This is a genomic window from Mycobacterium sp., from assembly GCF_035633495.1.
Taxonomy (GTDB): Bacteria; Actinomycetota; Actinomycetes; order Mycobacteriales; family Mycobacteriaceae; genus Mycobacterium.
In genome coordinates this window covers 64,456-91,133 of the sequence record NZ_DASQEU010000001.1, presented here as the reverse complement: position 1 = coordinate 91,133, position 26,678 = coordinate 64,456, and the positions used below count along the sequence as shown (strand labels likewise).

At 67.3% G+C, this 26,678-nt stretch carries 28 protein-coding genes; 14 read left to right on the top strand and 14 right to left on the bottom strand.

Annotation, left to right across the window (positions count from 1 at the left end; translation table 11 throughout):
- Together VET27_RS00525 and ychF are read right to left on the bottom strand one after the other, a co-directional pair.
- Positions 1-171: NUDIX domain-containing protein (locus VET27_RS00525; protein WP_526514438.1), on the bottom strand; the 171-nt coding region annotated here is incomplete at its 3' end.
- Between the two features lie 34 nt (positions 172-205).
- Complete coding sequence (gene ychF, locus VET27_RS00520) at positions 206-1,279, bottom strand: redox-regulated ATPase YchF (RefSeq protein WP_526514434.1); 1,074 nt, start codon at positions 1,277-1,279, stop codon at positions 206-208.
- An 84-nt stretch (positions 1,280-1,363) separates the two neighbouring features.
- On the opposite strand from ychF, the gene VET27_RS00515 reads away from it, so the two are divergent.
- Positions 1,364-2,584, top strand: coding sequence for a DUF6542 domain-containing protein (locus VET27_RS00515; protein WP_526514433.1), 1,221 nt, complete (start codon positions 1,364-1,366; stop codon positions 2,582-2,584).
- Here VET27_RS00515 and VET27_RS00510 read toward each other — a convergent pair.
- Positions 2,581-3,585: a 4-hydroxy-3-methylbut-2-enyl diphosphate reductase gene (locus VET27_RS00510; RefSeq protein WP_526514432.1), complete on the bottom strand. Its 1,005-nt coding sequence runs from the start codon at positions 3,583-3,585 to the stop codon at positions 2,581-2,583. The two genes, VET27_RS00515 and VET27_RS00510, sit on opposite strands and share 4 nt — an antisense overlap.
- Positions 3,586-3,665: 80 nt before the next feature.
- Between VET27_RS00510 and VET27_RS00505 the strand changes: the two genes are divergently transcribed.
- The 9 genes from VET27_RS00505 (at position 3,666) to VET27_RS00465 (ending at position 11,878) form a co-directional block, all read left to right on the top strand.
- Positions 3,666-4,250, top strand: coding sequence for a lipid droplet-associated protein (locus tag VET27_RS00505; protein ID WP_526514431.1), 585 nt, complete (start codon positions 3,666-3,668; stop codon positions 4,248-4,250).
- Positions 4,247-5,485 (top strand): exodeoxyribonuclease VII large subunit, encoded by a 1,239-nt coding sequence (gene xseA, locus VET27_RS00500; protein WP_526514430.1) that lies wholly within the window; start codon positions 4,247-4,249, stop codon positions 5,483-5,485. Before VET27_RS00505 ends, xseA begins: the two co-directional genes overlap by 4 nt.
- Entirely contained in the window at positions 5,472-5,684 is a 213-nt protein-coding gene (locus VET27_RS00495; protein ID WP_526514429.1) for an exodeoxyribonuclease VII small subunit, read from the top strand. The genes xseA and VET27_RS00495 overlap by 14 nt, the downstream gene beginning before the upstream one ends.
- Before the next feature lie 98 nt (positions 5,685-5,782).
- Positions 5,783-6,826, top strand: coding sequence for a 3-beta-hydroxysteroid dehydrogenase (locus VET27_RS00490; protein ID WP_526514428.1), 1,044 nt, complete (start codon positions 5,783-5,785; stop codon positions 6,824-6,826).
- Positions 6,827-6,952: 126 nt separating this feature from the next.
- Positions 6,953-7,858, top strand: a complete 906-nt coding sequence (locus tag VET27_RS00485) for an HAD family hydrolase (protein ID WP_526514427.1) — start codon at positions 6,953-6,955, stop codon at positions 7,856-7,858.
- The gene (locus VET27_RS00480; protein ID WP_526514426.1) at positions 7,851-8,741 is read left to right on the top strand and encodes a formylglycine-generating enzyme family protein; all 891 of its coding nucleotides are present in this window, start codon (positions 7,851-7,853) and stop codon (positions 8,739-8,741) included. Before VET27_RS00485 ends, VET27_RS00480 begins: the two co-directional genes overlap by 8 nt.
- Positions 8,742-8,831: 90 nt before the next feature.
- Positions 8,832-9,899 (top strand): NAD-dependent epimerase/dehydratase family protein, encoded by a 1,068-nt coding sequence (locus VET27_RS00475; protein WP_526514425.1) that lies wholly within the window; start codon positions 8,832-8,834, stop codon positions 9,897-9,899.
- On the top strand, positions 9,896-10,645 hold the full coding sequence (locus VET27_RS00470; RefSeq protein ID WP_526514424.1) for an SDR family NAD(P)-dependent oxidoreductase: 750 nt from the start codon (positions 9,896-9,898) through the stop codon (positions 10,643-10,645). Before VET27_RS00475 ends, VET27_RS00470 begins: the two co-directional genes overlap by 4 nt.
- A 15-nt stretch (positions 10,646-10,660) precedes the next feature.
- Positions 10,661-11,878 (top strand): AI-2E family transporter, encoded by a 1,218-nt coding sequence (locus tag VET27_RS00465; protein ID WP_526514437.1) that lies wholly within the window; start codon positions 10,661-10,663, stop codon positions 11,876-11,878.
- On the opposite strand, the gene VET27_RS00460 is transcribed toward VET27_RS00465, so the two are convergent.
- Both VET27_RS00460 and VET27_RS00455 read right to left on the bottom strand, forming a co-directional pair.
- A complete protein-coding gene (locus VET27_RS00460) occupies positions 11,853-12,656 on the bottom strand; it encodes a dienelactone hydrolase family protein (RefSeq protein ID WP_526514423.1) in 804 nt (267 codons plus the stop codon). The two genes, VET27_RS00465 and VET27_RS00460, sit on opposite strands and share 26 nt — an antisense overlap.
- 9 nt (positions 12,657-12,665) lie before the next feature.
- Positions 12,666-13,358 (bottom strand): DUF4245 family protein, encoded by a 693-nt coding sequence (locus VET27_RS00455; RefSeq protein ID WP_526514422.1) that lies wholly within the window; start codon positions 13,356-13,358, stop codon positions 12,666-12,668.
- Between VET27_RS00455 and glpX the strand changes: the two genes are divergently transcribed.
- Genes glpX through VET27_RS00440 form a run of 3 tightly spaced genes read left to right on the top strand, consistent with a single transcriptional unit; the run spans position 13,357 to position 16,276 of the window.
- Positions 13,357-14,382, top strand: coding sequence for a class II fructose-bisphosphatase (gene glpX, locus VET27_RS00450; RefSeq protein WP_526514421.1), 1,026 nt, complete (start codon positions 13,357-13,359; stop codon positions 14,380-14,382). The genes VET27_RS00455 and glpX overlap by 2 nt on opposite strands.
- 39 nt (positions 14,383-14,421) lie before the next feature.
- On the top strand, positions 14,422-15,849 hold the full coding sequence (locus tag VET27_RS00445; protein WP_526514420.1) for a class II fumarate hydratase: 1,428 nt from the start codon (positions 14,422-14,424) through the stop codon (positions 15,847-15,849).
- Complete coding sequence (locus VET27_RS00440; RefSeq protein WP_526514419.1) at positions 15,842-16,276, top strand: nuclear transport factor 2 family protein; 435 nt, start codon at positions 15,842-15,844, stop codon at positions 16,274-16,276. The genes VET27_RS00445 and VET27_RS00440 overlap by 8 nt, the downstream gene beginning before the upstream one ends.
- A gap of 24 nt (positions 16,277-16,300) precedes the next feature.
- Here the strand turns inward: VET27_RS00440 and VET27_RS00435 are convergent, their stop codons facing one another.
- From VET27_RS00435 to VET27_RS00405, 7 genes are all read right to left on the bottom strand, one after another.
- Positions 16,301-16,903, bottom strand: a complete 603-nt coding sequence (locus tag VET27_RS00435) for a hypothetical protein (protein WP_526514418.1) — start codon at positions 16,901-16,903, stop codon at positions 16,301-16,303.
- Positions 16,904-17,223: 320 nt separating this feature from the next.
- A complete protein-coding gene (locus VET27_RS00430; protein ID WP_526514417.1) occupies positions 17,224-18,423 on the bottom strand; it encodes a cation:proton antiporter domain-containing protein in 1,200 nt (399 codons plus the stop codon).
- A gap of 9 nt (positions 18,424-18,432) precedes the next feature.
- The gene (locus VET27_RS00425; protein ID WP_526514416.1) at positions 18,433-19,323 is read right to left on the bottom strand and encodes a polysaccharide deacetylase family protein; all 891 of its coding nucleotides are present in this window, start codon (positions 19,321-19,323) and stop codon (positions 18,433-18,435) included.
- An 87-nt stretch (positions 19,324-19,410) separates the two neighbouring features.
- Positions 19,411-20,724, bottom strand: a complete 1,314-nt coding sequence (gene phoH2, locus VET27_RS00420) for an RNA 5'-3' helicase PhoH2 (protein WP_526514415.1) — start codon at positions 20,722-20,724, stop codon at positions 19,411-19,413.
- Positions 20,725-20,927: 203 nt separating this feature from the next.
- A complete protein-coding gene (locus VET27_RS00415) occupies positions 20,928-21,755 on the bottom strand; it encodes an acyl-ACP desaturase (RefSeq protein ID WP_526514414.1) in 828 nt (275 codons plus the stop codon).
- 59 nt (positions 21,756-21,814) lie between these two features.
- On the bottom strand, positions 21,815-23,290 hold the full coding sequence (locus VET27_RS00410) for a glycine hydroxymethyltransferase (protein WP_526514413.1): 1,476 nt from the start codon (positions 23,288-23,290) through the stop codon (positions 21,815-21,817).
- Between the two features lie 123 nt (positions 23,291-23,413).
- Positions 23,414-24,616, bottom strand: a complete 1,203-nt coding sequence (locus VET27_RS00405; RefSeq protein WP_526514436.1) for a DUF885 domain-containing protein — start codon at positions 24,614-24,616, stop codon at positions 23,414-23,416.
- Between the two features lie 42 nt (positions 24,617-24,658).
- On the opposite strand from VET27_RS00405, the gene coaA reads away from it, so the two are divergent.
- Entirely contained in the window at positions 24,659-25,597 is a 939-nt protein-coding gene (gene coaA, locus VET27_RS00400) for a type I pantothenate kinase (RefSeq protein WP_526514412.1), read from the top strand.
- A 73-nt stretch (positions 25,598-25,670) separates the two neighbouring features.
- Here the strand turns inward: coaA and VET27_RS00395 are convergent, their stop codons facing one another.
- The gene (locus tag VET27_RS00395) at positions 25,671-26,075 is read right to left on the bottom strand and encodes a hypothetical protein (RefSeq protein WP_526514411.1); all 405 of its coding nucleotides are present in this window, start codon (positions 26,073-26,075) and stop codon (positions 25,671-25,673) included.
- Positions 26,072-26,581: a hypothetical protein gene (locus VET27_RS00390; RefSeq protein ID WP_526514410.1), complete on the bottom strand. Its 510-nt coding sequence runs from the start codon at positions 26,579-26,581 to the stop codon at positions 26,072-26,074. The genes VET27_RS00395 and VET27_RS00390 overlap by 4 nt, the downstream gene beginning before the upstream one ends.
- Positions 26,582-26,678: the final 97 nt, after the last annotated feature.

Here is a 26,678-nt window from a genome sequence, read left to right as displayed (position 1 = left end):
CTCCCGGAGTGCCGCCTCGAGCGGTTCTTCGCCCGGGTCGAGCTCGCCCTTGGGGATCGACCAGCCGGGCTTGTCCCGGTTGGCCCAGAGCGGGCCACCCATGTGGGCGATGAACACCTCGAGCCGCTCCTTGCGGATCCGGAAGACCAGCAGGCCGGCGCTCGTCTTCATGCCCGGCCCCTCTCGATGGGTGCCGGGGCGGTCATCAGACGTTGAAGCGGAAGTCGACCACGTCGCCGTCGACCATCACGTAGTCCTTGCCCTCCATGCGCACCTTGCCCGCCGACTTTGCCGCGGCCATCGAGCCCGCGGCGACCAGATCGTCGAACGAGACGATCTCGGCCTTGATGAAACCCTTCTCGAAGTCGGTGTGGATGACGCCTGCGGCCTTGGGGGCGGTGTCACCCCGGTGGATGGTCCAGGCCCGTGACTCCTTGGGCCCGGCGGTCAGGTAGGTCTGCAGCTTGAGCGTGTGAAAGCCGGCTCGCGCCAGCGCATCCAGGCCCTTCTCGGTCTGACCGATCGACTCCAGCAGCTCGGCAGCCGACTCGTCGTCGAGCTCCTGCAACTCGGCCTCGATCTTCGCGTCGAGGAACACCGCGTCGGCGGGCGCCACCAACTCCCGCAACTCGGCCTTGCGTGCGTCGTCGGTCAGCACCGACTCGTCGGCGTTGAACACGTAGAGGAACGGCTTGGTGGTCATCAGGTTCAGCTCGCGCAGCAGCGAGGCGTCGACACCCGCGGCGAAGAGCGTGGTCCCCCCGTCGAGCGTCATCTGCGCGGCCACGGCGGCTTCGTGAATCGGTTTGCGGTCCTTGTTGTTCCGCGCTTCCTTCTCCAGCCGCGGCACTGCCTTCTCCAGCGTCTGGAGGTCGGCCAGGATCAGCTCGGTCTCGATCACCTCGATGTCGGACTTGGGGTCGACCTTGCCGTCGACGTGCACGACGTCGTCGTCGGCGAACACCCGAACCACCTGACAGATGGCGTCGCACTCGCGAATGTTGGCCAGGAACTTGTTTCCAAGCCCGGCCCCCTCCGACGCCCCCTTCACGATGCCCGCGATGTCCACGAACGTGACCGGCGCAGGCACGCTCTTCTCCGACGAGAAGATCTCGGCCAACTTGTCGAGCCGCGGGTCGGGCAGCGCGACCACGCCTTCGTTCGGCTCGATGGTGGCGAACGGGTAGTTGGCGGCGAGCACGTCATTGCGTGTCAACGCGTTGAAGAGCGTTGACTTTCCGACGTTGGGTAATCCGACGATTCCGAGGTTGAGGCCCACGGATTGGACAGTGTAGGCCCCGTGCTCGGGCACGCCACCGCGTGCTGTCAGCGCTCTTTGCGCGATTGCCGGTACGGTCGACGTGTGTCAGGACTGCGCGGACGGTCGGCGGTGGCCGCCGACCATCGATCGGTGCTGCCTCGCGTCCCCGGAATCCCCTGGTGGGCGGCCGCGATCGTGGCAGTCATCCTCACGGCCATCGGCGTCGCCTTCGACGCTGGGAGCGGCAGCGACGCGCTCGGCGGGGTCTTCGCGGCGTGCTACGCCCTCGGTTGCCTCGCCGCGGTAGTCGCGGTCCGTCAGTCCGGCATCTTCACCGCGGTGATCCAGCCTCCGTTGATTCTCTTCGTCGCCGTCCCCTTCGCCTACTTCGTCTTTCACGGCAGCACGTTCACCGGCATCAAGGACACGTTGATCAACTGCGGTTACCCGCTGATCGAGCGGTTCCCGCTGATGTTGTTCACCTCCGCGACCGTCCTGCTGATCGGCATGATCCGCTGGTACCTGGGCGCGGCGGCCAGACGGGCCACGCCGAAGGACGCCGACACGACGGTCGACGCACCAGAAGAGGTAGCGGCGGCCACCAATCAGGCGAGCTCGGGCACCAAGACGCACCGCAGCAGCCGCAACGCGGCGGCACGTGCCGCCGCGACGGCCGCTACCGCCTCGGCAGCGGCCGCGGCAAGCGCCATGGAGGACGAGGCACCCCGCGCACCGCGTCGGACCTCGAGAACGGCGGCCACCAGCTCGCAGGGGTCGACGGGCGCAGCGGCGGGCGCGGGCACGGGTTCTCGACGCGCGCGGCACTCCCGCCCACCCGAGACCGAGATCGGCGAACCCATGCCGAGCCGGCCACGACGGCGCAACACCCCTCCGGTCGATCCTCCCGCCGAGCCGCGGCGCCGCCCCCGCGCCGGCGACCCGCGCGAACGTGAGCCCCGCGATCGTGAAACCCGTGGACCGCGCGAACGTCGGCCTCTGCCTCCATTGGACCGCAGGGGCAGCACCCGCGAACGACCCGAGCGGGAGCAGGAGCGCTACGACCGCCCTCAGCGACGCGAGCGTTCGGAGGGGTTCGAAAGGGCCGACCGGCCGGAACGTCCGCAGCGGCGGCCCCGTTCAGCGGACTACGAAACGTACGAGCCTCCGTCGACCAACCGTACGAACGGGAGTAACGGAACCCATCACCCGGTCTCGCGGGTGCGCTACCGCGGGGCGGAGGACGGCGAGTCGCGGACCGAGCACCGCTCGAAACCGCGTCGGCCCCGGCATTCGGCGCCCGACTCGTGGGAGTACGACGTCTAAGCGTTGCGCTTGGGTCGGATGGCGCGCGGCAGCGTGAACACCAGCGTCTCGTTCGCGGTCGTCACGGGCTGCACCGTGGAGTAGCCGTACTCCGCCAGCCGTTCCAGCACCCCGCGCACCAGCACCTCGGGCACCGACGCGCCGGAGGTCACGCCCACGGTCGTCACGCCGTCGAGCCACGCGGGATCGATGTCCTCGGCGTAGTCCACCAGGTACGAGGCGTCGGAGCCGGCACCGAGCGCCACCTCGACCAACCGCACCGAGTTCGACGAGTTGCGCGAACCGACCACGATCACCAGCTCGCACTCCGGCGCCATCGCCTTGACGGCGACCTGGCGGTTCTGGGTGGCGTAGCAGATGTCGTCGCTGGGGGGGTCCTGCAGTTTGGGGAAGCGCTCACGCAGACGCTTTACGGTCTCCATCGTCTCGTCGACGCTCAGCGTGGTCTGCGAGAGCCAGATGACCTTGTCCTCGTCACGCACGGTCACCTTGTCGACCGAGTCGGGACCGTCGACCAACTGGACGTGGTCGGGAGCCTCACCCGCGGTGCCGACGACCTCCTCGTGGCCCTCGTGGCCGACGAGCAGGATGTCGTAGTCGTCGTTAGCGAAGCGCTTGGCCTCGTTGTGCACCTTGGTCACCAGCGGGCAGGTGGCGTCGATCACCACCAGGTCACGCTCGGCGGCCGTCTCGTGCACCGTCGGGGCGACGCCATGGGCGGAGAAGACGACGATCGAGCCCTCCGGCACCTCGTCGTTGTCGTCCACGAAGACTGCGCCTGCCTTGGCCAGGGTCTCGACCACGTGGCGGTTGTGCACGATCTCGTGACGGACATAGACCGGAGCGCCGTGTTGCTCGAGCGCCTTCTCCACGGTCTCGACCGCGCGATCGACGCCTGCGCAGTACCCGCGCGGCTCGGCCAGCAGCACTCGCTTGCCGTCGGTTGGCGCGACGACCGAGCGGGTGGCGCCCGGCATACCCATGTTGATCGTCGGCGGCATGACTCCCAGGGTACTGACACCGGGGCCTTCCACGACCACTTGCGGGACCAGCCGACGCAAGCGCCCGTACTCTGGCACGCATGGCTACCGCACCGTATGGACTCCGTCTGCTGGTCGGCGCGGCCGTGACCGCGCTGGAGGAAACTCGCAGGCTTCCGCAGACCATCATCACCTACCCGATGACCGTCATCAGCCAGTTCGCACACCTGTTCATGAAGATGCAGCAGGATGTCGCGGACTTGGTCATCAGGGGCGACGAGACGCTGGACCAGCTCTTTCCGCCCAAGGACGAGCAACCGGAGTGGGCGACCTTCGACGAGGACGACGAGGACGCCGCCGTCGGCGACTTCGGCGACTTCGGCGACGACGGCGATCAGGCCCCACGCAATGGCGAACGCCTGACCGAGGGCAGGTTCGCGCTATACAGCACCGGTGAGCCCGAGACGCGCGAGGACCGGCCCGTGAGCAAGGTCGCAGCGGCCGCGCCCGGCGTCGTCGCCGAACTGGACTACGAGTCTCTGACCCTGGCCCAGTTGCGGGCCCGATTGCCGTCGCTGAAGGTCACCGATCTCGAGGCGCTGTTGGCGTTCGAGGAATCGACCAAGGCGCGCGCGCCGTTCCAGACGCTGCTGGCCAACAGGATCACCCGCGCGACCGCCAAGTGACCGAGCCCGCCAAGGGCAAGTCTCCCGACAATCCGTGGCCGGTCCGCTCTGTCGCGATGATGGTCAAGGACTGGATCGACAGGCTCGGCACGGTGTGGGTCGAGGGGCAGATCGCCCAGCTGAACGTTCGGCCCAACTCCAGTACCGCCTACATCACGCTTCGTGATCCGGCCGCCGACATGTCGCTGCAGATCACGTGTCCGCGGGAGCTGGTGAACAACGCGCCGGTGAAGCTCGCCGAGGGCACGCAGGTGATCATGCACGGCAGGCCGAGCTTCTTCGTCGGTCGCGGGTCGTTCTCGCTGCGGGTCAACCAGATCCGCGCCGTCGGCATCGGCGAGCTGCTGGCCCGCATCGACCGCCTCCGCAAGCTGCTCGACGCCGAGGGCCTGTTCGACCCTCGCCTCAAGCGTCCGATCCCGTTTCTGCCCGGCACGGTCGGTTTGATCACAGGTCGCGCGTCTGCGGCCGAGCGGGACGTCATGTCGGTCGCCGAAAAACGTTGGCCTGCAGTACGTTTCGCCGTGCGCAACACGATCGTGCAGGGGCCGAGCGCGGTGGCGCAGATCGTCGGCGCCCTTCGGGATCTGGACGCCGATCCCGACGTCGACGTCATCGTGCTCGCCCGTGGTGGCGGCAGCGTCGAGGATCTCCTGCCCTTCTCCGACGAGACGTTGTGCCGCGAGATCGCGAAGTGCTCGACACCGGTGATCAGTGCCATCGGTCACGAACCCGACAACCCGCTGTGCGATCTGGTCGCCGACGTGCGCGCCGCCACCCCGACCGACGCGGCCAAACGGGTGGTGCCCGACGCAGCGGCAGAACAGGCCTTGGTGGCCGATCTGTGCGGCCGCAGCGCGCGGGCCCTGCGCAACTGGGTGCATCGGGAACAGCACACGCTGAGTCAGCTACGTAGCCGCCCGGTGTTGGCGCAACCGCTGGCGGCCCTCACCGCCCGCGCCGAGGAGATCCACCGCGCCCGGGAAACCGCCCGCCGCGACGTCTTCCGGCTACTCGAGGCAGAAGCCCGCAGCGTCGGGCACCTGTCGGCGCGGCTCGCCACACTGGGACCGGCAGCCACCCTGGCGCGGGGGTACGCCGTGGTCCAGATCGCGTCGGGATCGAGGGCTGTCCTCAGGTCGACGGTGGACGCGCCCGCAGGCACCCGACTCCGCATACGCGTCGCCGACGGCGCCATCACCGCGATCAGCGAGGGATCAAATGAAGCCCATTAGTAAAATGGGGTACGAAGAATCCCGCGATGAGCTCATCGAGGTGGTGCGCCAACTCGAGCAGGGTGGACTTGATCTCGACGCCTCGCTCAAACTCTGGGAAAGGGGCGAAGAGCTGGCAAAACGGTGCGAAGAGCATCTCGCGGGCGCCCGCGAGAAGGTGGAGACGGCGCTGGCCTCCCGGGACGACGAGGAGCCTTGAGAAGGGAATCACCTGACCCCTAGGTGGTCGAAACTGGAACACGTTTCAGTTATTCTCGCCGCAAGGGTGACTCAACTCTGACCACTGCTCTTGGCCGCGTGCTCGTGACCGGCGGCTCCGGTTTCGTCGGCACCAACCTCGTGACCGAGTTGCTCGACCGCGGCCACCAGGTCCGGTCCTTCGACCGGGCGCCGTCGCCACTCCCCCCGCGTGACGGGCTCCAGACGGTCGTCGGGGACATCACCGACGCCAGCGACGTGACGCAGGCCGTCGAGGGCATCGACACCGTCATCCACACCGCTGCGGTCATCGACCTGATGGGCGGCTCCGCGCCGGCCCGCGAGCGCAGCTTCGCCGTCAACGTCGGCGGTACCCAGACCCTGGTGCGTGCGGCGCAGGCGGCCGGCGTGCAGCGATTCGTCTATACCGCGTCCAACAGCGTCGTGATGGGCGGTCAACGCATCACCGGAGGTGACGAGACCCTGCTCTACACCACGCGATTCGCCGACCTCTACACCGAGACCAAGGTGGCGGCCGAGAAGTTCGTGCTGTCCCAGAACGGCGCCGACGGCATGCTCACCTGCAGCATCCGGCCCAGTGGCATCTGGGGCCGCGGCGACCAGACCATGTTCCGCAAGCTGTTCGAGAGCGTGCTGGCGGGCCACGTCAAGGTGCTCGTCGGAAGCAAGGAAGTGAAACTCGACAACTCCTACGTGCACAATCTGATTCACGGCTTCATCCTCGCCGGCGAGCATCTGGTGCCCGGTGGATCGGCGCCCGGCCAGGCGTACTTCATCAACGACGGCGAGCCGATCAACATGTTCGAGTTCTCTCGGCCGGTGATCGAGGCGTGCGGTCACCGCTGGCCGAGGTTCCGGGTGTCGGGACGGCTCGTCCACGCGGTGATGTCGGTGTGGCAGTGGCTGCACTTCCGCTGCGGTCTGCCGCAGCCGCTGCTGGAACCGCTTGCGGTGGAACGCGTCTACCTCGACAACTACTTCTCGACCGCCAAGGCCGAGCGTGACCTGGGCTACCGCCCGATGTACACCACCGAAGCCGCCATGGCCGACTGCTTGCCGTACTACACCGACCTGTACGCCGAGATGAAGGGCGCGGCGTTGCCCGTTCCGGCACCGGCTTGAGTCGGGGTTGCGAAGATGACGCAAGCCCTGACAGGGACGGTCGCTCCCGCATAGCGTTGCGCCCGCACGTTCGATTCGATTCATCGACACCCTAGCGAGGGAACTCACCATGCTGACGGAGGTTTGATGCTCGACTCCTGGACCGAGGGTCCCACCAAGACGGCGATCGTCGACTTCGTCACCCGGGTCACGGCCGACGGGCCCGACTTCGTCGCCCCCGAGGCGCGGGTGGCGGTATTCGACAACGACGGCACCCTGTGGTGCGAGAAGCCCGCCTACGTGCAGTTGGACTTCCTGATCCGCCGATTCGCCGCGCAGGCCACCGAAGACCCTGCGTTGGCCGACCGACAGCCCTACGAAGCCGCCGCCGCGGGCGACCTGAAGTGGTTCGGCGACGCCGTCACCAAGCACTACCAAGGGGACGACACGGGTTTCAAAACCATTCTGGCAGCGGTACTTTCGGCGCACAGCGACATCACGGTCGAAGAACACGCCGATCGCGTCAAGGCGTTCTTCGCCGAGGCGAAGCACCCGACCCTCGGCCTGCCCTACACATCAGTGGGTTATGCGCCGATGGTCGAGTTGCTGCGCGACCTCGAGGCCAACGGCTTCACGAACTACATCGTCTCCGGTGGCGGCCGGGACTTCATGCGTCCGGTCACGTCGGTGATGTACGGCATCCCGCCCGAACGCGTCGTCGGCAGTTCGGTGGGTCTCGTCTATCGCGACAACGACGTGCACACCACCGCCCAACCGGAGTTCTTCGACGATGGACCGGTAAAGCCGGTCCGGCTGTGGAGCAGGATCGGCAGGCGACCCATCCTGGCGGCGGGCAACTCCAACGGCGACGTCGAGATGCTGGAATTCACCAGAGCATCTGCGTCACCGTCGCTGTGCCTGATGCTTCTTCACGACGACGCAGTCCGCGAATTCGATTACGTCACAGGGGCGGAGCAGGCGCTCGAGCAGGCCGCGCAACACGGCTGGACCGTGGTCAGCATGCGCAACGACTGGACGACCGTCTTTGCCTGACTCGACTGATGGATTCGCCTGGATCCCGCGGCAGACCGCGCGCCTTGGCTCCGAGGCCCACTACTCCGAGGAAGCCCCCGTCCGCGAGGTCACCGTCGATGGCTTCTGGTTGCAGTCCCATCAAGTGACCAACGCCAACTTCGCCGCGTTCGTCGACGCCACCGGTTACGTCACCGTCGCCGAGCGGCCACCCGATCCCGGCGACTATCCCGATGCGCCGCCGGAGAACCTGCAGCCCGGGTCGATGGTCTTTCACCGCACCGCGGGACCGGTCGATCTGCGGCACCTCAGCCAATGGTGGACGTGGACGCCCGGCGCCTGCTGGAACCATCCCCGCGGGCCGAGGTCGTCGGTGCGCGGTCGCGAGCAGCACCCCGTCGTCCACGTCGCATTCGGCGACGCCGAGGCGTATGCCCAGTGGGCGAACCTCGCGCTGCCGACGGAGTCACAGTGGGAGGTCGCGGCCCGCGGTGGCCTCGACGGCACGACGTACACGTGGGGCGACGAGCCCGAGGCACCCGGCCAGAAACTGGCCAACTACTGGCACGGCGAGTTCCCCTTTCTGCCCGACACCGGTTACGGCAGCACCCAGCCGGTCGGAGGTTTCGCCGCCAACGACTACGGCCTCTTCGACATGGCAGGCAACGTCTGGGAGTGGACAACCGACTGGTGGACCGAGGACAAGGCCGTCGAATCATGTTGTGCAGCAGACAGTTACGATCCTGCTCAGCCCCAGTTCAAAATCGCCCGCAAGGTCGTCAAGGGTGGATCGTTCTTGTGCGCGGACAGTTACTGCCTGCGCTATCGGCCTGCCGCGCGCCGCCCGCAGATGGTCGACACCGGGATGAGCCACGTCGGGTTCCGGTGCGCGAAGCGGCCGTGACCCACCCCCAGCCGAAGGGCGACCCTGGTGAAGACCAACGGTCTAGGCAATGATGCCTGCAACACGTTCTAGTGACGACGAGGGAGTTACATGACGGACGCCGTACTGGTGACGGGCGGCTTCGGGCTGGTGGGATCGTCGACGGTGAAACGGCTCGCCGCCGATGGCCGCAGGGTGGTGGCCACCGACCTCGACATCCCAGCCAATCGCAAGGCCGCGGAGAAGCTGCCGTCCGGTGTCGAGGTGCAGTACGCCGACCTCACCGATCCCGCAGCAGTCGACGCGCTGATCGCGGGCATCGCGCCGACGGCCATCATCCACCTGGCCGCGATCATCCCGCCGTTCATCTACATGCGCCGCGCGCTGGCCGAGAAGGTCAACGTCGGCGCCACGGCATCCCTCGTGGCGGCCGCCGAGAGGCAACCCAGCCCTCCCCGGTTCGTGCTCGCGTCCAGTATCGCGGTGTACGGCGCGCGCAACCCACACACGCACCCCGACGTGCTGACAGCCGATACTCCGCTCAACCCCGCCGACGTCTACGGCGCACACAAGGTGGCCGCCGAGAAACTGGTTCGCGCATCGTCGCTCGATTGGGTGATCCTGCGACTCGGCGGCGTGCTCACCGTCGACCTGGCGGCCTACATGAAGTTGGACGACCTGTACTTCGAGGGGCTACTGCCCACCGACGGCAGGCTTCAGACCGTCGACGTGCGAGACGTGGCACGGGCCTTCGCGGCCGCCACCACCGCAGATGCCGTCGGCGAGACCCTGCTCATCGGCGGTGACGACACACACCGGTTGATCCAGGGCGACGTGGCCCCGGCCATGGCGGCCGCGATGGGCCTCGTCGGCGGTCTGCCCACCGGGCTGAAGGGCAACCCCGACAGCGACGAGGACTGGTTCAACACCGACTGGATGGACACCACCCGCGCTCAGGAAGTGCTTCGCCACCAACATCATTCGTGGCCCGAGATGCTCATCGAGACGGCCAACAAGGCGGGCATCGGACGCCACCTCCTGCGCGTCGCCGCGCCGCTGACCAAGGCTATCTTCACCCGCCGCGCCGCCTACTACGGCCGCACCGCGCCGTACGCCGACCCGTGGGGCGCGATCGCCGAGAAGTGGGCCGATCCACGACCTGACAGGGGTACGCCATGAGCACCGCGATCGTCGTCGGCGGCGCCTCCGGCATCGGCTGGGCGTCTGCGCAGACGCTGTCCGCCGACGGCTATCGGGTCGTCATCGCCGATCTGAACCTCGAGGGCGCCAGGAACCGCGCGGCGGAACTGGGCGACCCGAACCGCGGTGAGTTCGTCGACGTCAGCGACGAGGACTCCGTCGCAGCGCTCTTCGAGCAGACCGGATCCGTCGACGCCGTGGTCAGCTGCGCCGGGTTCTCGACCATCGGGCTGATCGTCGACATGGCCGTCGAACAGTTCCGGTCCGTCGTCGACGTCTGCCTGACCGGCGCGTTCATCGTCGCCAAGTACGCGGGCCGCCATCTCACCGACGGCGGATCGCTGGTGTCGATCTCGTCTCTCAACGGTCGCCAGCCCGCCGTCGGCATGGCCGCCTACTGCTCCGCGAAGGCAGGTCTGTCGATGCTGACCCAGGTCGCTGCGCTGGAACTCGCGCCGCGCGGCATCCGGGTCAACGCCGTCGCACCAGGCTTCGTGCACACCCCGCTCACCGAAGGCGCCGCCATGGTCCCCGGCGTCGTCGAGGAGTACGTCGAGAACACGCCACTCGGTCGGGCGGGCACGCCGGAGGACGTCGCCGAGGCCGTGCTGTTCCTGACCAAGGCGGCGTGGCTCACCGGTGAGGTGCTCGACCTCAACGGCGGCGCCCACATGAAGCGCTACCCCGACATCATCGGCCACGTGATGAAATTGGCGTCGCCGTAGGATCACCCCGTGGCCATGAAGACGGAGTTCACCGAGACACAGAAGCGTGCGCTCGCCATCGCCACCCTGGTCGCGCTGGCGTTCGGCGCGTACTTCCTGCGCGGCTACTTCATGCTCATCGTCGTGGCTGCGGTCGCGGCCTATTTGTTCAATCCGCTCTTCGACTGGTTTCTCGGTCGTTTCAACCGGGGCCTCTCGGTGACGTTCACGCTGCTGGCGGCGATCTTCGCGGTGATCATCCCGTTGAGTCTGCTCATCTTGCTGGCGGTCGTGCAGATCAGCGCGATGGTCCGCAGCGTCTCGGCCTGGGTGTCTCGGACCGACCTCAGCTCGCTCGGCGATCAGGCGCTGAAGTTCGTCAACGACGCCGTCGACAGGATCCCCTTCCTCGCCAACGTGAACGTGACGCCGGAACTGTTGCAGGAGCGGATGAGCATCGTCGCGCAACGTGCGGGCGAGTACGCCCTGGGGTTCCTGCAGGGCGCCGTGGGCGGGCTCGCCGGTGGGATCACCGCAGCCGTCCTCTTCATCTACGTGTTCATCTCGCTACTCACCAACCGCGAACGCGTGCAGACGCTCATCCGCAAGCTCAACCCGCTGGGAGAGGATGTCACCGACCTCTATCTGGAGAAGATGGGTGCGATGGTGCGCGGCGCGGTGTTCGGCCAGTTCGTCATCGCCCTCGCCCAGGGCCTCGCAGGCGCGGTCTCGATCTACCTGGCCGGCTTTCACGAAGGTTTCTTCATCTTCGCGATCTTGCTCTCGGCGCTCTCGGTGATCCCGCTCGGTGGCGGGATCGTCAGCATCCCGTTCGGCATCGGAATGATTTTCTTCGGCAACGTCTTCGGGGGCATCTTCGTCGTCGCGTGGCACCTGGTCGTGGTGACCAACATCGACAACGTCCTGCGTCCGATCCTGATCCCCCGTCAGGCCCGCCTGGATTCCGCACTGATGCTGCTGGCGGTGTTCGCAGGCATCACCATGTTCGGGTTCCTGGGAATCATCATCGGCCCGGTGCTGATGATCGTCATCGTCACGACCATCAGCGTCTACCTCGCGGTCTTCAAGGGCGTGCCGATCGACGACCCCGCTGACGAGGACGAGGACGAGCCGAAGGCCCCGGGCCCCATCGCCCGCCTCATCACGAAGGCACGAGATCGGCTTTGGGCTCGGAGCGACGAAGAACGCCGACGGGCGCAGAGCGCTGCTACGCCGGCAACAGCCGCTGAGTGAGGAACTCGACGACCCGCTTGCGGGCCTCGTAGGCAGGGTGCCCGTCGACTTCGCGTACCTCCAAGGTCAGCACCGAATGAGCCATCTTGCCGAAGCCGTGCTCGTTGCCCTTCTTCGAATTGATCTCGATCACCTCGAAGACATCACCGAGCCGCGCCTTCAGCGTCGAGAAGCGAGCACCGGGTGACATCGGGTCCTCGCTGAACCGCAGACCCAGCGCGCACAGGCCCTCTTCGGCTGCCCGGCGTTCGACGATCTTCAACTCGGCTTCGGACAGGCCAGGATCGGCCTTCTGCTTCGCCGTCAGCCCTATCGGCAGCGCCGGTTGGCTCAGCACAGGGGCCAGCACACTGTCGTCCACGGCGGCCGCCAATGCGAAGCCACCGCTCCAGCACTCGCCGATGACGCCGACGCCCCTTCCCGGTGTCCGACCGTTGAGGTCACGGGCCAACGCGCGGAGGTAGTGGGCGATCGGACGGTCGGCGTTGGTCGCGAACGCGGCGAATTCCTTTGCCACACAGCCACGCAGCATCACCGGCACCGCGCCCAGCCTGACTCCCGGCGCCCCCGGCGTGCCGTAGAGGGACGGCGCCGCGACGGTGAACCCGTTGTCCACCAAGTGATTACCGAGCGCGAGTACACCGGGATGGAGTCCGGGCATCTCGGGAATCAGCACCACTCCCGGGCCCTCGCCGTTGCGGTACACGTCGTAGGTGAATCCCTCGGCGGTGAACGGTTCGGGCGTCCATCCGGTCAGGTCGGCCTCCGGTGAGGACATGTGGCGCTCCTAGCGGACGGGCAACGGCGGCTGCGACTGCGTGGCCGCCGCCAGCGTACGGTACTCGTCGGTACCTGCGGGGCCCGTCACCGCGATCTGCGCCGGACCCGTCGGACCCTTCAGCCGGGTCGTCCACACGGGCTGCGAGTCCTCGCCGCCCTCGTAGACGATCCACCGAACGCCGTTCACGTCCTGCGTGCCCGTCGGGGCCAGGTCGTTGTCGATCGACCTGATGAGGCTCTGCTCGTCGGCGTCGCTCTGCGTCAGGCTGACGAACATGCCCGTCGGCGCCAAGAAGCCCGTGCGGGAGATGACGGCCCGCGCCGGCTTACCCGCCGCGTCGGTCCTGCCGCCGTCGATGCTGGCGCGCGAACCCGAGTTGGCGCGCCAGCCGTCGGGCAACTCGGGCATCCGGATCGGGATCTTGAGCGTCTCGGCGTCGGCCTTCAGGGCGGCCGCGGTGTCATAGGGCAACACAGGCGCCTGACCTGGCCCGTTCGGCGCGAACGAGCACATCCCGAGCACACCTGCGAGCACGATGCACACCAGCACCAGTGGCGCCATCGACCAGAACATGTCGCGGCCGTCCTGCAACAGCCGCGCCTTGGCCGGCCTCGGCTCCGGGGCCGCGTGGGGTGTGGTCACCTTGCCAGTATCCCAGCTCTCAAACGCAGAACCACTAATGGGAGAATCTGCAGCCATGACGCCTCGACGCGAAGCCCCCGATCGCAACCTCGCCCTCGAGTTGGTGCGTGTCACCGAGGCGGGCGCGATGGCGGCGGGCCGCTGGGTGGGACGCGGCGACAAAGAGGGCGGCGACGGTGCGGCCGTCGACGCCATGCGCGAGCTGGTGAACTCGGTCTCGATGCGCGGCGTCGTGGTCATCGGAGAGGGCGAGAAGGACAACGCGCCGATGCTCTACAACGGCGAAGAGGTCGGCAACGGCGACGGGCCGGACTGCGACTTCGCCGTCGATCCGGTCGACGGCACCTCGCTAATGAGCAAGGGCATGCCCAACGCCATCGCGGTGCTCGCGGTCGCCGAACGTGGCGCCATGTTCGATCCGTCGGCGGTGTTCTACATGAACAAGATCGCCGTCGGGCCGGACGCCGTCGACGTCATCGACATCACCGCGCCGATCGGTGAGAACATCCGCCGCGTAGCCAAGGTCCGCAAGTCGACGGTCGCCGACATCACCGTCTGCGTGCTGGACCGACCGCGCCACGACCGGCTGGTGGCCGACGTGCGCGACGCGGGCGCCCGGATCCGGTTGATCTCCGACGGCGACGTGGCAGGCGCCATCGCGGCGTGCCGGCCCGGCTCTGGCACCGACATGCTTGCAGGTATCGGCGGCACCCCGGAGGGCATCATCACCGCGGCGGCGATCCGCTGCATGGGCGGCGCCATCCAGGCCGTGCTCGCGCCCACGGACGACGCCGAACGTCAGAAGGCGCTCGACGCCGGTCACGACCTCGACAAGGTGTTGCACACCGAGGACCTGGTGTCCGGCGAGAACGTCTTCTTCTCCGCCACCGGCGTCACCGACGGCGACCTGCTGCAGGGCGTTCGCTACTTCGGCGGCGGATGCACCACGCAGTCGATCGTCATGCGCAGCAAGTCCGGAACGGTCCGCATGATCGAGGCCTATCACCGGCTGTCCAAGCTCAACGAGTACTCGGCGGTCGACTTCACGGGCGACAAGACCGCCGCGTACCCACTGCCGTAACACCGCTTCACCCTCACATCACCGACGAACAGGGAGCAGATGTCCGCCGACAGCGCAGTCGATAAGACAGCCGACGCCGAGTACCGCATCGAGCACGACACCATGGGGGAAGTGCGCGTGCCCATCGCCGCGCTCTGGCGTGCGCAGACCCAGCGGGCCGTCGAGAACTTCCCGATCTCGGGCCGCGGCCTCGAGCGCACCCAGATCCGCGCGCTCGGCCTGCTGAAGGGTGCCTGCGCACAGGTGAACAAGGACCTCGGCCTGCTGGCGCCGGAGAAGGCCGACGCAATCATCGCCGCGGCCAGTGAGATCGCCGACGGACAGCACGACGACCAGTTCCCCATCGACGTCTTCCAGACGGGTTCGGGCACCAGCTCGAACATGAACGCCAACGAGGTGATCGCGGGCATCGCCGCTGTCAACGGTGTGACGGTCCACCCCAACGACGACGTCAACATGTCGCAGAGCTCCAATGACACCTTCCCCACGGCCACTCACATCGCCGCAACGGAAGCTGCTGTGCGGCAACTGATTCCGGCCCTCGAGGTACTGCACGAGTCACTCGGCAACAAGGCCAGGCAGTGGCGCACCGTGGTCAAGTCCGGTCGTACGCACCTGATGGACGCAGTGCCGGTGACGCTGGGACAGGAGTTCGGCGGCTACGCCCGACAGATCGAGGCAGGCATCGAGCGCGTCAAGGCGACACTTCCCCGCCTCGGCGAGTTGGCCATCGGCGGCACAGCCGTCGGTACCGGTCTCAACGCACCCGACGGGTTCGGCGCGAAGGTCGTCGACGTCCTCGCCGACCAGACGGGGATCGCCGAATTGCGCACGGCCGTGGACTCATTCGAGGCGCAGGCCGCGCGGGATGGTCTCGTCGAGGCGTCCGGTGCACTCAAGACGATCGCCGTGTCGCTCACCAAGATCGCCAACGACGTGCGCTGGATGGGCTCCGGGCCCCTCACCGGTCTCGGCGAGCTGAAGCTGCCAGATCTGCAGCCGGGCAGCTCGATCATGCCGGGCAAGGTCAACCCCGTTCTGCCCGAGGCAGTTACGCAGGTCGCCGCGCAGGTGATCGGCAACGACGCCGCCGTCACCGTTGGTGGCCTGTCGGGGGCCTTCGAGCTGAACGTCTACATCCCGATGATGGCGCGCAACGTGCTCGAGTCCTTCATGCTGCTGTCCAACGTCTCGAAGTTGTTCGCCGAGAGGTGCATCGACGGCCTGATCGCCAACGAGCAGCACCTGCGCGATCTGGCCGAGTCGTCGCCGTCGATCGTGACGCCGCTCAACTCGGCGATCGGCTACGAGGAGGCCGCGAAGGTCGCCAAGGAAGCACTCAAGGAGCGCAAGACGATTCGGCAGACCGTGATCGATCGCGGCCTGATCGGCGACAAGCTGTCGGAGGAAGAACTCGACAAGCGGCTGGACGTGCTGAAGATGGCCAAAGTCAAAGACGGTGACTGACGACCTGCTGATCCGCGTCGGCGTCACACACCTGCTGACCACCTACCAGTACCTCGCAGACACGGGCAAGGCAAAGCGGCCTGCACAGCTGTTCGCACCCGATGGCGTCCTCGAGATCGGTGTCGACCGGCATACCGGCGTCGACGGCGTCCTCGCGTTGTTCCGTCACACCAGTGGACGATTCGTCGACGCCGACTTCCTGCCCGCCCGTCATCACCTGAGCTCGATCTACGTCGAGGCACAACCAGACGGCAGCGCGAAGGCCTACTCGTGCTTCCAGTTCATCGGCACCCGCGGACTGGACCACTGGGGCACCTACCGCGACGTCGTCGTCCCAGCGTTTGATGGAAACGACGGCGGCTGGCGCTTCGCGCACCGCAGAGTCATCGTCGAGGGCGTGTCCCCCGGATCACATCTGGCGCCTTAGTTCACGTAATTGGTGAACCCGCGGTCACAGGCTGGCTCCGGCGCTCTGGTCGGTAGCCTGGTTCCCACGCTCCAAAGTGGAGCTCGGAAGCCTGATCGGCCCACTCGAGATGGCGGAGCGGCAGGCACCCTCGACGCGATTTTGATTCGGCGGACATGGCACGGGCGTCGGGCAGAACTGACCTTGCGGAACCACCGTCCCGTCAGGACACTTCATCGGCGTCGGCGTCGGGCAGAACTGACCCTGCGGAACGACCGTCCCGTCAGGACACTTCGTCGGCGTCGGCGTCGGGCAGAACTGACCTTGCGGGACAGTGTTGCCGTCGGGGCATGCTGTCGTCCCCTGATCTGGGGTCAACGGATCGGTGCCGTCGTAAACTTCTTGTCCGTCGTCGGAACCGTCGCCATCGGTATCGGGGTTATGCGGATTCGTTCCGTAGACGTCGGTCTCGTCATCGTCGTACAACCCGTCGTGGTCAGCGTCGGGCCGCCCCTGAAAGAGCGGCAGCCAGGAAGTCAAGCCGACCTGTTCAGGCTTCGCGATGACGGCCGGTGCAATCACGACCGTTGCGCCTGCTACCAGCGCGAGCGCAGCTGCAGCCGCCCCAAGCCTGCGCACCACCATCATTTAGTGTCGGCCAACGGACAAGAAGCTCATGTCGATTCCCCTCCACGGTGACCATCCGAAACAGCCACGTCTCCCGCAGTTCGCGCCGACCCACATACATCATCGGCCGCTGCACGAGGTATCGACAGGTGAATCGGAGTATTCAGTCAGTTCCGCACGAGTCGGCGCGCGGCGATTGCCGGAGCATGCACGCTGTAGGGATCGAGGCGCGCCTCGCCAGGATGGCGCTCGACACGGGTGGAAGTACCCGGACAATCTCAGGCGACGCCGCACTAGTCAACCGAATGAGATCAGACGGCGCGATCGCATCTGACTGGTCACTAGGCCCTCTCCGGGGTGGTGACGAGCCAGCGGATTCCCGGCCACGCCGTGAGGCTGTGTACCACCAGGCTCAGCGAGACGGTCACGGCGACCACCTGGATGATCAGCGGCTCCTGCTCGATCTGGCCGCGCTCGACGACGAGCAGGCCCAGGACCAGGGTGCCGATGCCGCGCGGCCCGAACCATCCGATGAACAGCCGCTCGCGCATCGGCATGTCGCTGCGGATGAGTGCCGAGGACACCGCGACGAGACGCACCAGGAACAGGGCAACGATGGCGAACACCACGACGCGCCAGCTCGCGTCGCGCCAGCCGACGACCACCGCGTACGCGCCGAACATCGCGAACACCATCAGCTCGAGGAGCTGCCCGGCTGCATCGGACACGTGGGTGTCGGGGCTCGAACCCGCACGGTGGGCGGCGAACGCGAACGCGACACCGCCGGCGAAGGCGGCGACGAAACCGCTGCCGTGCAACATCTCTCCCACCTGGAAGCACACCAGCGCGACGGCCAGCGTCGCGAGCTGCGCCCAGGTGTCGCTCATCCATCCACGTTTGCGCGACCTGTCGATCACCCAACCGCCGCCCGCCCCGACGAGGAGGCCGACGACCACCGACACCAGTTCGGTGCGGACGAGGAACCAGCCCCAGTTCAGCTCGGAGTCGATGCGTTCGGACGCCAGCGCCAGCGCCGCGAGCAAGGCCGCCAGGGCGAAGCCGTCGTAGAAGCCGCTCTCGGCGGACAGCGCATGACGAATACGTTCGGGGATGCGATCGTTCTCCAGAAGTGCGTCGATGAGCGCCACCTCGGTGGGCGCGACGATCGCCGCGAGGCACACCGCCTCCCACAGCGGCATCACGGGGAACAACAGGAGGGCAGTCAGCACGCCCAGCGCGATGGCCAGCGGTATGCCGATCACCAACAGCCGGAACGTCACTTCGCCGCGACGCACCACCGCCGACAGGTCGAGGTCGGCCGCCTGGTTGAACAGGATCACCGTCAACGCGAGCTGAGCCAGAACCGTGAACGTCGAGGTGTCTGGATCGCCCTCGAGCACGTTGAAGCCGAATGGTCCCAACATCATTCCGAGCAGGACGAAGATGAGCGCGGGCGCCAGGTACCACCGCTTGACCAGTCCCGAGACGACCGCGTAGCAGAGCACCAACAGCGTCAGGACGAACGCGGTGTCCGTCGTCATGACGTGACGTCACGCCCCATTGTTTGGACCACCGGAGTTCTGGTTGGGGATGTCGGTGATCGGGAAGTTGGGCATCGGTGGGGGCGACGGAGTGTTCGGCAGCGACGGGATGTCGCCGGGTGGGATGTCGACGAGTTCGTTGGCGGGCGGGCCGTTGTCGCGGCTGCCGTAGGTGGTGCCCGGCGCCCGCGGGCCGAGCATCTGCGTGACGGTCACCATGTGGTAGCCGTTGGCCTTGAGTACCGGGAGGAACTGCTCGATCAGGTCGACGGTCGACGAATACGAGTCGTGGAACAACACCACGGAGTTCGGCTTGATCTGGGTCATCAGCATGTAGCGGGTGGCACCCGTGTTGGCGTCGTTGGCCCAGTCGAACGGGATGACGTCCCAGTTGACGTCGGCCAGGCCCTGCTTGCCCGCCTCGGCCAGCACCTGATCGTCGATGAGGCCGCCCGCCGTGCGAACCAGCTTGGGGCGCTGGCCCGTCGCCGCCTCGATCGCATCGTTGGCCTTGCTGAACTGCCCGGGGATGTCCGCGGGCGGGATCGTCGTCATGTTGGGGTGTTCCCAGGTGTGGCTGCCCAACTCCATGCCCGCCTCGACGACGCGCTTGGCGCCCTCGGGGTTGGCGGCCACCTTGTTGCCGATCTCGAAGAACGTCGCCTTGGCGTCGTTGTCCTGAAGGATCCGCAGCAACCGGTCGGTGTACGGGCTCGGACCGTCGTCGAAGGTCAGCGCGACGCACTTGACCACCGAGCAGTCGACCTCTTCGGCCGCTTCGGCGGGGGTGGCGATCCGCACGTGTCCGGTCAAGCCGCCGACGATGACGATCGCGACGCCTGCGCAGACGCCGATGACGACGCGCCAGTACGTCCAGGACGAGTCGGGCCGCTTACGCACGGTGGCAGCCTACCGACCAAGCCTGGCTCTGCGTCCATGGCGACGAAGTGCGAGTAGAGGACGCCATGGCCGCAGAGCCGAGCCGGATCAGGGAAGGGCGCCCGGGCTGAACTCCTCCAGCATCTCGGTCACCAGCGCGGCGATCGGCGACCGCTCACTCCGCAGCAGCGTGATGTGGGCGAACAGCGGATGGCCCTTCAGCTTCTCGATGACGGCCGCGACACCGTCGTGCCTGCCCACCCGCAGGTTGTCGCGCTGAGCGACGTCGTGGGTGAGCACCACCCGCGAGCCGGCGCCGAGCCGGGACAGCACGGTAAGCAGGACGTTGCGTTCCAGCGACTGCGCCTCGTCGACGATCACGAACGAATCGTGCAGCGAGCGACCGCGGATGTGGGTCAGCGGCAGCACCTCGAGCATGCCGCGGGCGTGGACCTCCTCGAGCACGGCGGGGCTGGCGAGCCCCTCCAGGGTGTCGAAGACGGCCTGCGCCCACGGGCCCATCTTCTCGCTCTCGCTGCCCGGCAGGTAGCCGAGATCCTGGCCGCCGACGGCGTACAGCGGCCGGAAGACGACGACCTTGCGCTGCGTGCGGCGCTCCAGCACGGCCTCCAGGCCCGCACACAGCGCGAGCGCGGACTTGCCGGTGCCCGCCTTGCCGCCGAGCGAGACGATGCCGACCGACTCGTCGAGCAGCAGATCCAGCGCGACGCGCTGTTCGGCCGAACGCCCGCGCAGGCCGAACACCTCGCGGTCACCGCGGACCAACTGGACGCGCTTCTCCGCGTTGACGCGACCCAGGGCGTGCGAGTTGCCACCCAACAGTCGAACGCCCGTGTGGCAGGGCAGGTTTCGAGCCTCTTCCAGGTCGATCTCGCCGTCGGCGAACAGCGCGTCGATCTCGTCGGCGGCCACGTCGACCTCGGCCATGCCCGTCCAGCCCGACGTCACGACGTCCTGGGCGTGGTATTCGTCGGCGGGCAGCCCGACCGCGCCCGCCTTGACGCGCAGCGGGATGTCCTTGCTGACCAGGGTGACGAGCTTGCCCTCGGCGGCGAGGTTGGCGGCGCAGGTGAGGATCCGCGCGTCGTTGGTGTCGGTGCGGAAGCCGGCGGGAAGCACCGTCGGATCGCTGTGGTTGAGCTCGATGTGCAGCGTGCCGCCTTGAGTGCCAATGGGAATGGGCTGATCGAGACGTCCGTGTTCGAGTCGCAGATCGTCGAACATCCGTAGTGCCTGCCGCGCGAACCAACCCAGCTCGTGGTGGTGGCGTTTGGCCTCCAGTTCGCTGATGACCACGAGCGGGACGACCACTTCATGTTCGGCGAAGCGGTTGCACGCCCAGGGATCGGACAGCAGAACGGAGGTGTCGAGCACATAGGTCCGAACGGACGAATCAGTCACGTGGCGCTCCTAGGCCCGTGCGGCACCGCACGAACTCCCTCGCGGATACCGCGGTACCAGGACCGGGGCCGGTCCCGTCTTCGTCGAAACGACGGATACCGCCCGGATAGCAGAGCATGTCGGCCATCGAGATTGACGCTACCCTCGTCGCGAGGATTGCGCCGCGCAGGCGCGCCGTGGCCGAAAGGTGACCACTCGGTTAACTACTGGGCGACGAACTTCGCCAGTACGGGAGCGTCCGCGACACCCCACGCGGTGACGCGATCCGAGATTGCCTGACGCAGAGCGGCGTCGTCGAAGATGCCCGCCTCGGCCACGACGCGAACCTTGTCCTGATAGGCGTCGATGTCCGCGCCGATGGGCTCCAAGGCGGCGGCGCGGCTGGCGATCGCAGCGATCGTTTCGTCCCGCTGGGTGGTCAGGCAGTGCGTGACGAGGTTGGCGAAGAACTCCTCGTGGCGTTCCTCGTCCTTGGCGATCCGGCCGACCATGTTCTGCAACACGGGTTCGGTGATCTGCGCCTGCAGGTTGCGAGCGAACACCGCGTGTGCCCGTTCGAGCATCGCCATGAAGGCCAGCGTCTCGATCTGGCTGAACGAGTCGGCGCGGTAACCCTTCATCACGTGTTCGACGCGGACGTCCTCGTTGGCGCTGGGGTCGATCTCGCGGGTGACCACCAGGTAGTTGCGCAGCGTGATGGCGTGCAGGTGCTCCTCGGCGGTCCACCTGCCCAGCCAGCGGCCCCACTTGTCGTCGAGGATGAAATGCTCGACCAATTCGCGGTGATAGCCGGCGAGGTTGTCCTTGACGATGAGCAGGATCTCCAGCGCGTCGGTGACATGCTTGGGGAGCGTCACCGACGACTCATCCCAGTCCTTGCCACCGAGGAACGCGAAGTTCTCGCCCTGGTCGAAGGGCACGTAATCGTGCGCGTACCAGAGTTCCTCGGTCGCGATGTGGCGCGACAGGTTCTCCTCGACGACCGGGTGCAGTTCCAGGGTCAGCGCGTTGGCTACGGGCTTGTCTGCCATGAAACTAACTGTAACCCGTGGACACACATTCCTTGAAATCGGGTGCGGCGTGTCACTGATTACAAGGTCAGGCCTGGATACAGCGGGTTGGCGGCGAGTAGCTCGGACGCAGCCGCGTGCACGCGGTCGGCGGTGCCGTCGGCCAAGACGTACTTGGCCTTCGAAGGCGCTCCCGGGCCCCCAACTGGACTGGCGTTCCTCAGCACCTCGACGACCAACTCGGCCACGCGGTCGAAGTCGTCGGCGCCAAAGCCGCGCGAGGTCAGGGCCGGAGTGCCGAACCGGATGCCGCTCGTGTACCACGCCCCGTTGGGGTCGGCCGGAATCGAGTTGCGGTTGGTGACGACGCCGGCGTCCAGCAGCGCCGACTCGGCCTGGCGTCCCGTGAGCCCGAACGACGTCACGTCGAGCAGCACGATGTGGTTGTCGGTGCCACCGGTGACCAGTCGTGCGCCGCGCTTGAGAAGGCCGTCGGCGAGCGCCTTGGCGTTGTCGGCGATGCGCTGCGCGTATTCCTGGAACGACGGCTGGCGCGCCTCGGCGAACGCGACCGCCTTGGCCGCCATGACGTGTGCCATCGGGCCGCCGAGCACCATCGGGCACCCTTTGTCGACGGCGTCGGAGTACTCCTCGGTAGCCAGCACCAGGCCGCCGCGCGGACCGCGGAGCGACTTGTGCGTCGTGGTGGTCGTGACGTGGGCGTGGGGCACCGGATCCTCGTCCCCGGTGAACACCTTGCCCGCGACGAGACCGGCGAAGTGGGCCATGTCGACCATGAAGGTGGCGCCGACCTCGTCGGCGATCTCGCGCATCTTGGCGAAGTTCACCCGCCGCGGGTACGCGGAGTAACCGGCGACCAGCACCAGCGGCTTGAACTCGCGCGCGGCAGCGGCGACCTTGGCGTAGTCGAGCAGGCCTGTCTCGGGGTCGGTGCCGTAGCTGCGCTGGTGGAACATCTTGCCGGAAATGTTGGGCCGGAAGCCGTGCGTGAGGTGGCCGCCCGCGTCGAGCGACATGCCCATCAACCGCTGGTTGCCGAGCTTGGCGCGCAGCCTCTCCCAGTCCGCCTCCGAAAGGTCGTTGACGTTCTTGGCGCCGAGCTCCGCCAGCTCCGGCGCTTCGATGCGGGTGGCGAGGATCGCCCAGAACGCGACGAGGTTGGCGTCGATGCCGGAGTGCGGCTGCGCGTAGGCATACGGGGCGCCGAACAGCTCGCGGGCGTGCTCGGCGGCGAGCGACTCGACGGTGTCGACGTTCTGGCACGCGGCGTAGAAGCGGTGGCCGATGGTGCCCTCGGCGTACTTGTCGGAGAACCACGTCCCCATCGTCAGCAGCACGGCGGGTGACGCGTAGTTCTCGCTGGCGATCAGCTTGAGCGAATCCCGCTGGTCGGCAAGCTCTTTGCGCGTCGCGTCGGCGATGCGCGGTTCAACGGATTCGATGACCTTCAAGGCGGCGGCATAGGCGGCGCTCGCGGTCTCGGCGTACTCGGCGCCCAGCGCTGGAGTAGGGCTTGTCACGGAGTCAGCAGTCATGCGACCAGCGTAGTCGGGACGGAAGGCGCCGACTTCTGCGACATGGTCGTGGTCAAGGCGCAAGATCACGACCCTGGCGCAGAAGTCGGCGAAACTCGGTGCAGGTGTGGCCGGTCCGGTCGCTCAACCGGCCCGCAGGGCGGACGGCACCAGCGGCTCGTCGAGCAGCCGTCCGAACCGCTCGGTCAGTGAGACCTCGGCGGGCCGCGCATCCAGCCAGCCGCGCAGCAGCCGGTAGCCCTCGACGTAGGTACTGGTGTAGGCCCGCCACAGCGGCGACGACAGGAATCGCAGCGACTGACGGGCCCGCGCCTCGCTGGTGAGTTGCCACCGCTGAAGGAACGCGACGACGTCGTCGACGTCGCGATGCTCGTCGTGCAGCATCAGCGCGGCGTCCTGCCGGACGTGGGCCAATGCCGCCGCGGCCTGAGAGACGGCCACGGCGCGTTCCCCGTCGAACCGCAGGCCCAGGTCGGCGTAGATCTCGGCCGCCCAGGCGCCCCAGTCGGGGCCGATCGCGGCGTACAGCGCCAGATCGGCCAGACCCTCGGCCATCAGACACTGTGGGGTGTTCACTAGGAAGATCGTCTGCTCGGTCTGGCCGTCACGTTCCACGAGCCCGGCCTCCTTGCGGCAGTGCTCGGTGTGGTGACCGGGGTACGACTCGTGGGCGACCAGCCTCGGCAGACCCGACATCTGCTGCTTGAGGTCGGCGTTGACGGCCACCGTGGACCGAAAGTCGCCCTCGTAGTAGTTGAAGCCCGACCACGGCTTGTCGGTGACGATCTCGTAGACGATGGTCTCGGAGTCCGGCAGCGGGAAGTCGGCGCGGACCCGGTCGCGCAGCGCGCTGGAGAACGCGTGGATGCACTCCTCGAGGCGCTCCGGCGGTATCTCCTCGCCCATGCGGTAGGCCTGCATCCGGTCGGCGAGGCTGCCCGTGCCGCCGAGCGCCTCGTCGAGCTTGCGATGCGCCTCGCGGTACGTGTCGGGATCACCCTTGACGATGTCGACGTCGAAGTAGTCGTGCACCTCGGTGACGAAGCCGACGTCCTCACCCGCGAACTTGCGGCCCGCACACGCCAGCGCCCGCAGGTGCGCCTCGACGTAGTCCGATCGCTGGGGGTCGAGTCCGTCGACGCCGGGCAGTTCGGCGATCAGCCGCTCCGCCTGGCGCGCGAGGTCGGCCGGGTCCGGGGGCGGCTCGGCCGCGACGACGGCACGCAACGCCGGATCGCCGGTGAAGGAGTCGACGTACCCCTCCTCGACCCGATCGAACCTCAGACCAAGGAGCAAATACTCGCGAATCGCGGTGCTTGAGTCCATCCCGTGAGCCATGCCATCAACCGTAAGTGCAAGACTGACTGCATGGCGCGGACGAGCGAGCCGAGTCCATACGTCGAGTTCGACCGGAGTCAGTGGCGCTCACTGCGTATGTCGACTCCGTTGAAGCTGACCGAGGACGAGCTCCTGGGTCTGCGCGGCCTCGGCGAGCAGCTGGACCTCCTGGAGGTCGAAGAGGTCTATCTGCCGCTGGCTCGGTTGATCCACCTGCAGGTCGCCGCGCGCCAGCGACTGTTTGCCACCACCGCCGAATTCCTCGGCGAGCCGCACCAGAACCCCGACCGTCCGGTGCCGTTCGTGATCGGCGTGGCGGGCAGCGTGGCGGTCGGGAAGTCCACCACCGCCCGCGTACTGCAGGCCCTGCTGGCGCGCTGGGAGCACCATCCCCGCGTCGACCTCGTCACCACGGACGGCTTCCTCTACCCGAACGCCGAGCTGCTGCGGCGAAACCTGATGCATCGCAAGGGTTTTCCGGAGAGTTACGACCGCCGCGGGCTGATGCGGTTCGTGACGGCCGTGAAGTCGGGGTCAGATCAGGTGTGCGCGCCGGTGTACTCGCATCTGTTGTACGACATCGTCCCCGGCGAGAAGATGGTGATCAAGCACCCGGACATCCTGATCCTCGAGGGCCTCAACGTGCTGCAGACCGGCCCGGCGCTGATGGTGTCCGACCTCTTCGACTTCTCGGTCTACGTCGACGCCCGCATCGAGGACATCGAGGGCTGGTACGTCTCGCGTTTCCTGGCGATGCGGGTCGGCGCATTCGCCGACCCGCAGTCGCACTTCCACCACTACTCGACGCTGACCGACGAGCAGGCGGGGTTCGCGGCCCGCGACATCTGGCATTCGATCAACCGGCCCAACCTGATCGACAACATTCTGCCGACGCGTCCGCGCGCCACCCTGGTGTTGCGCAAGGACGCCGACCACGCCATCAACCGGCTCCGCCTCCGCAAGCTCTAGGTAGTTCCTTTAGCGAGCAGACGCAAACGTCCCCGAACACGCCGCGTGTCGGGGACATTTGCGTCTGTTCGACCTAGACCCGCATACGCCGCAGGCCGAGGTACTGCAGGTCGGCCATCACCAGCGTGAAGGCGCCGCTACCCAGCGTCAGCACGATGCCCACGGTCGTGAGCGGCCAGACCCCGGCGAGGACCACGGCGACCGCCGCGACCGTGAAGACGACGTTGCCAACGACGACGACGACACCGGCCGTACGGACGTGCGCCATCCGCGACAGTGCGAACACGGCGATGCCGTAGACGACGAACATGGTGCCCATCGAATACTCCAGTGCTCGCGTCGTCCCCGACATCTCTGCGAGCCGCGGTGCGATCGCGAGCGCGACGATGCCTGTGAGGCCGCTGACCACGGCGTCGAGTCGCATGGCGAATCGCAGGAATGCGTCCTTGGTGGCGGTGGGGGCGGTGACAGTGGTCATGAATCTTTCCTTCCTGGTGGGGTTTTCGAAGGGCCGGTGCGGGCCGCACGCCGTAACCTCTTGCGACGGGCGGCCGCGCACCGGATCGGTGGGAGCCACGCCAGGCGGCGCACTCCGAGGTACTGCACGTAGGCGATGGCCAGGGTGTAGAGCCCGGTCGCGAGGGTCATCATCACGCCGAACTCTGTCAACGGCAGCCACCCGGCCAGCACCGTCCCCACCAGCACCACCGTGAACGCGAGGTTGCCAAGCATCAAGGCGGTTCCAGCGAGGCGGATGTTCGGCAGCGATGCCAGGCAGTACACCGCGGCGCTGATGGCGATGAAGCTCGCCCCGACGATCCATTCCGTGGTCGGGCTCAGCCCCGTCAGTCGTCCCAGCGGTTCGGCAGCCAGCACGACCAGCAACCCGAGCAGGGCCGAGATCGTGGCGTCGACGCGCATCGCGAAGCGCAGCAGCGAGTCCGAACTGTCGGACAGCGGACGGGTGATGATCGTGGCGGTCATGGCGGACTCCTCGGCGTTGAGGTCGTTGGTCGAACACCACCGACGATGCTCGGGAAGCACTGCCAGATCGACGCCGAACGCTGCCAATCGCTGCCAG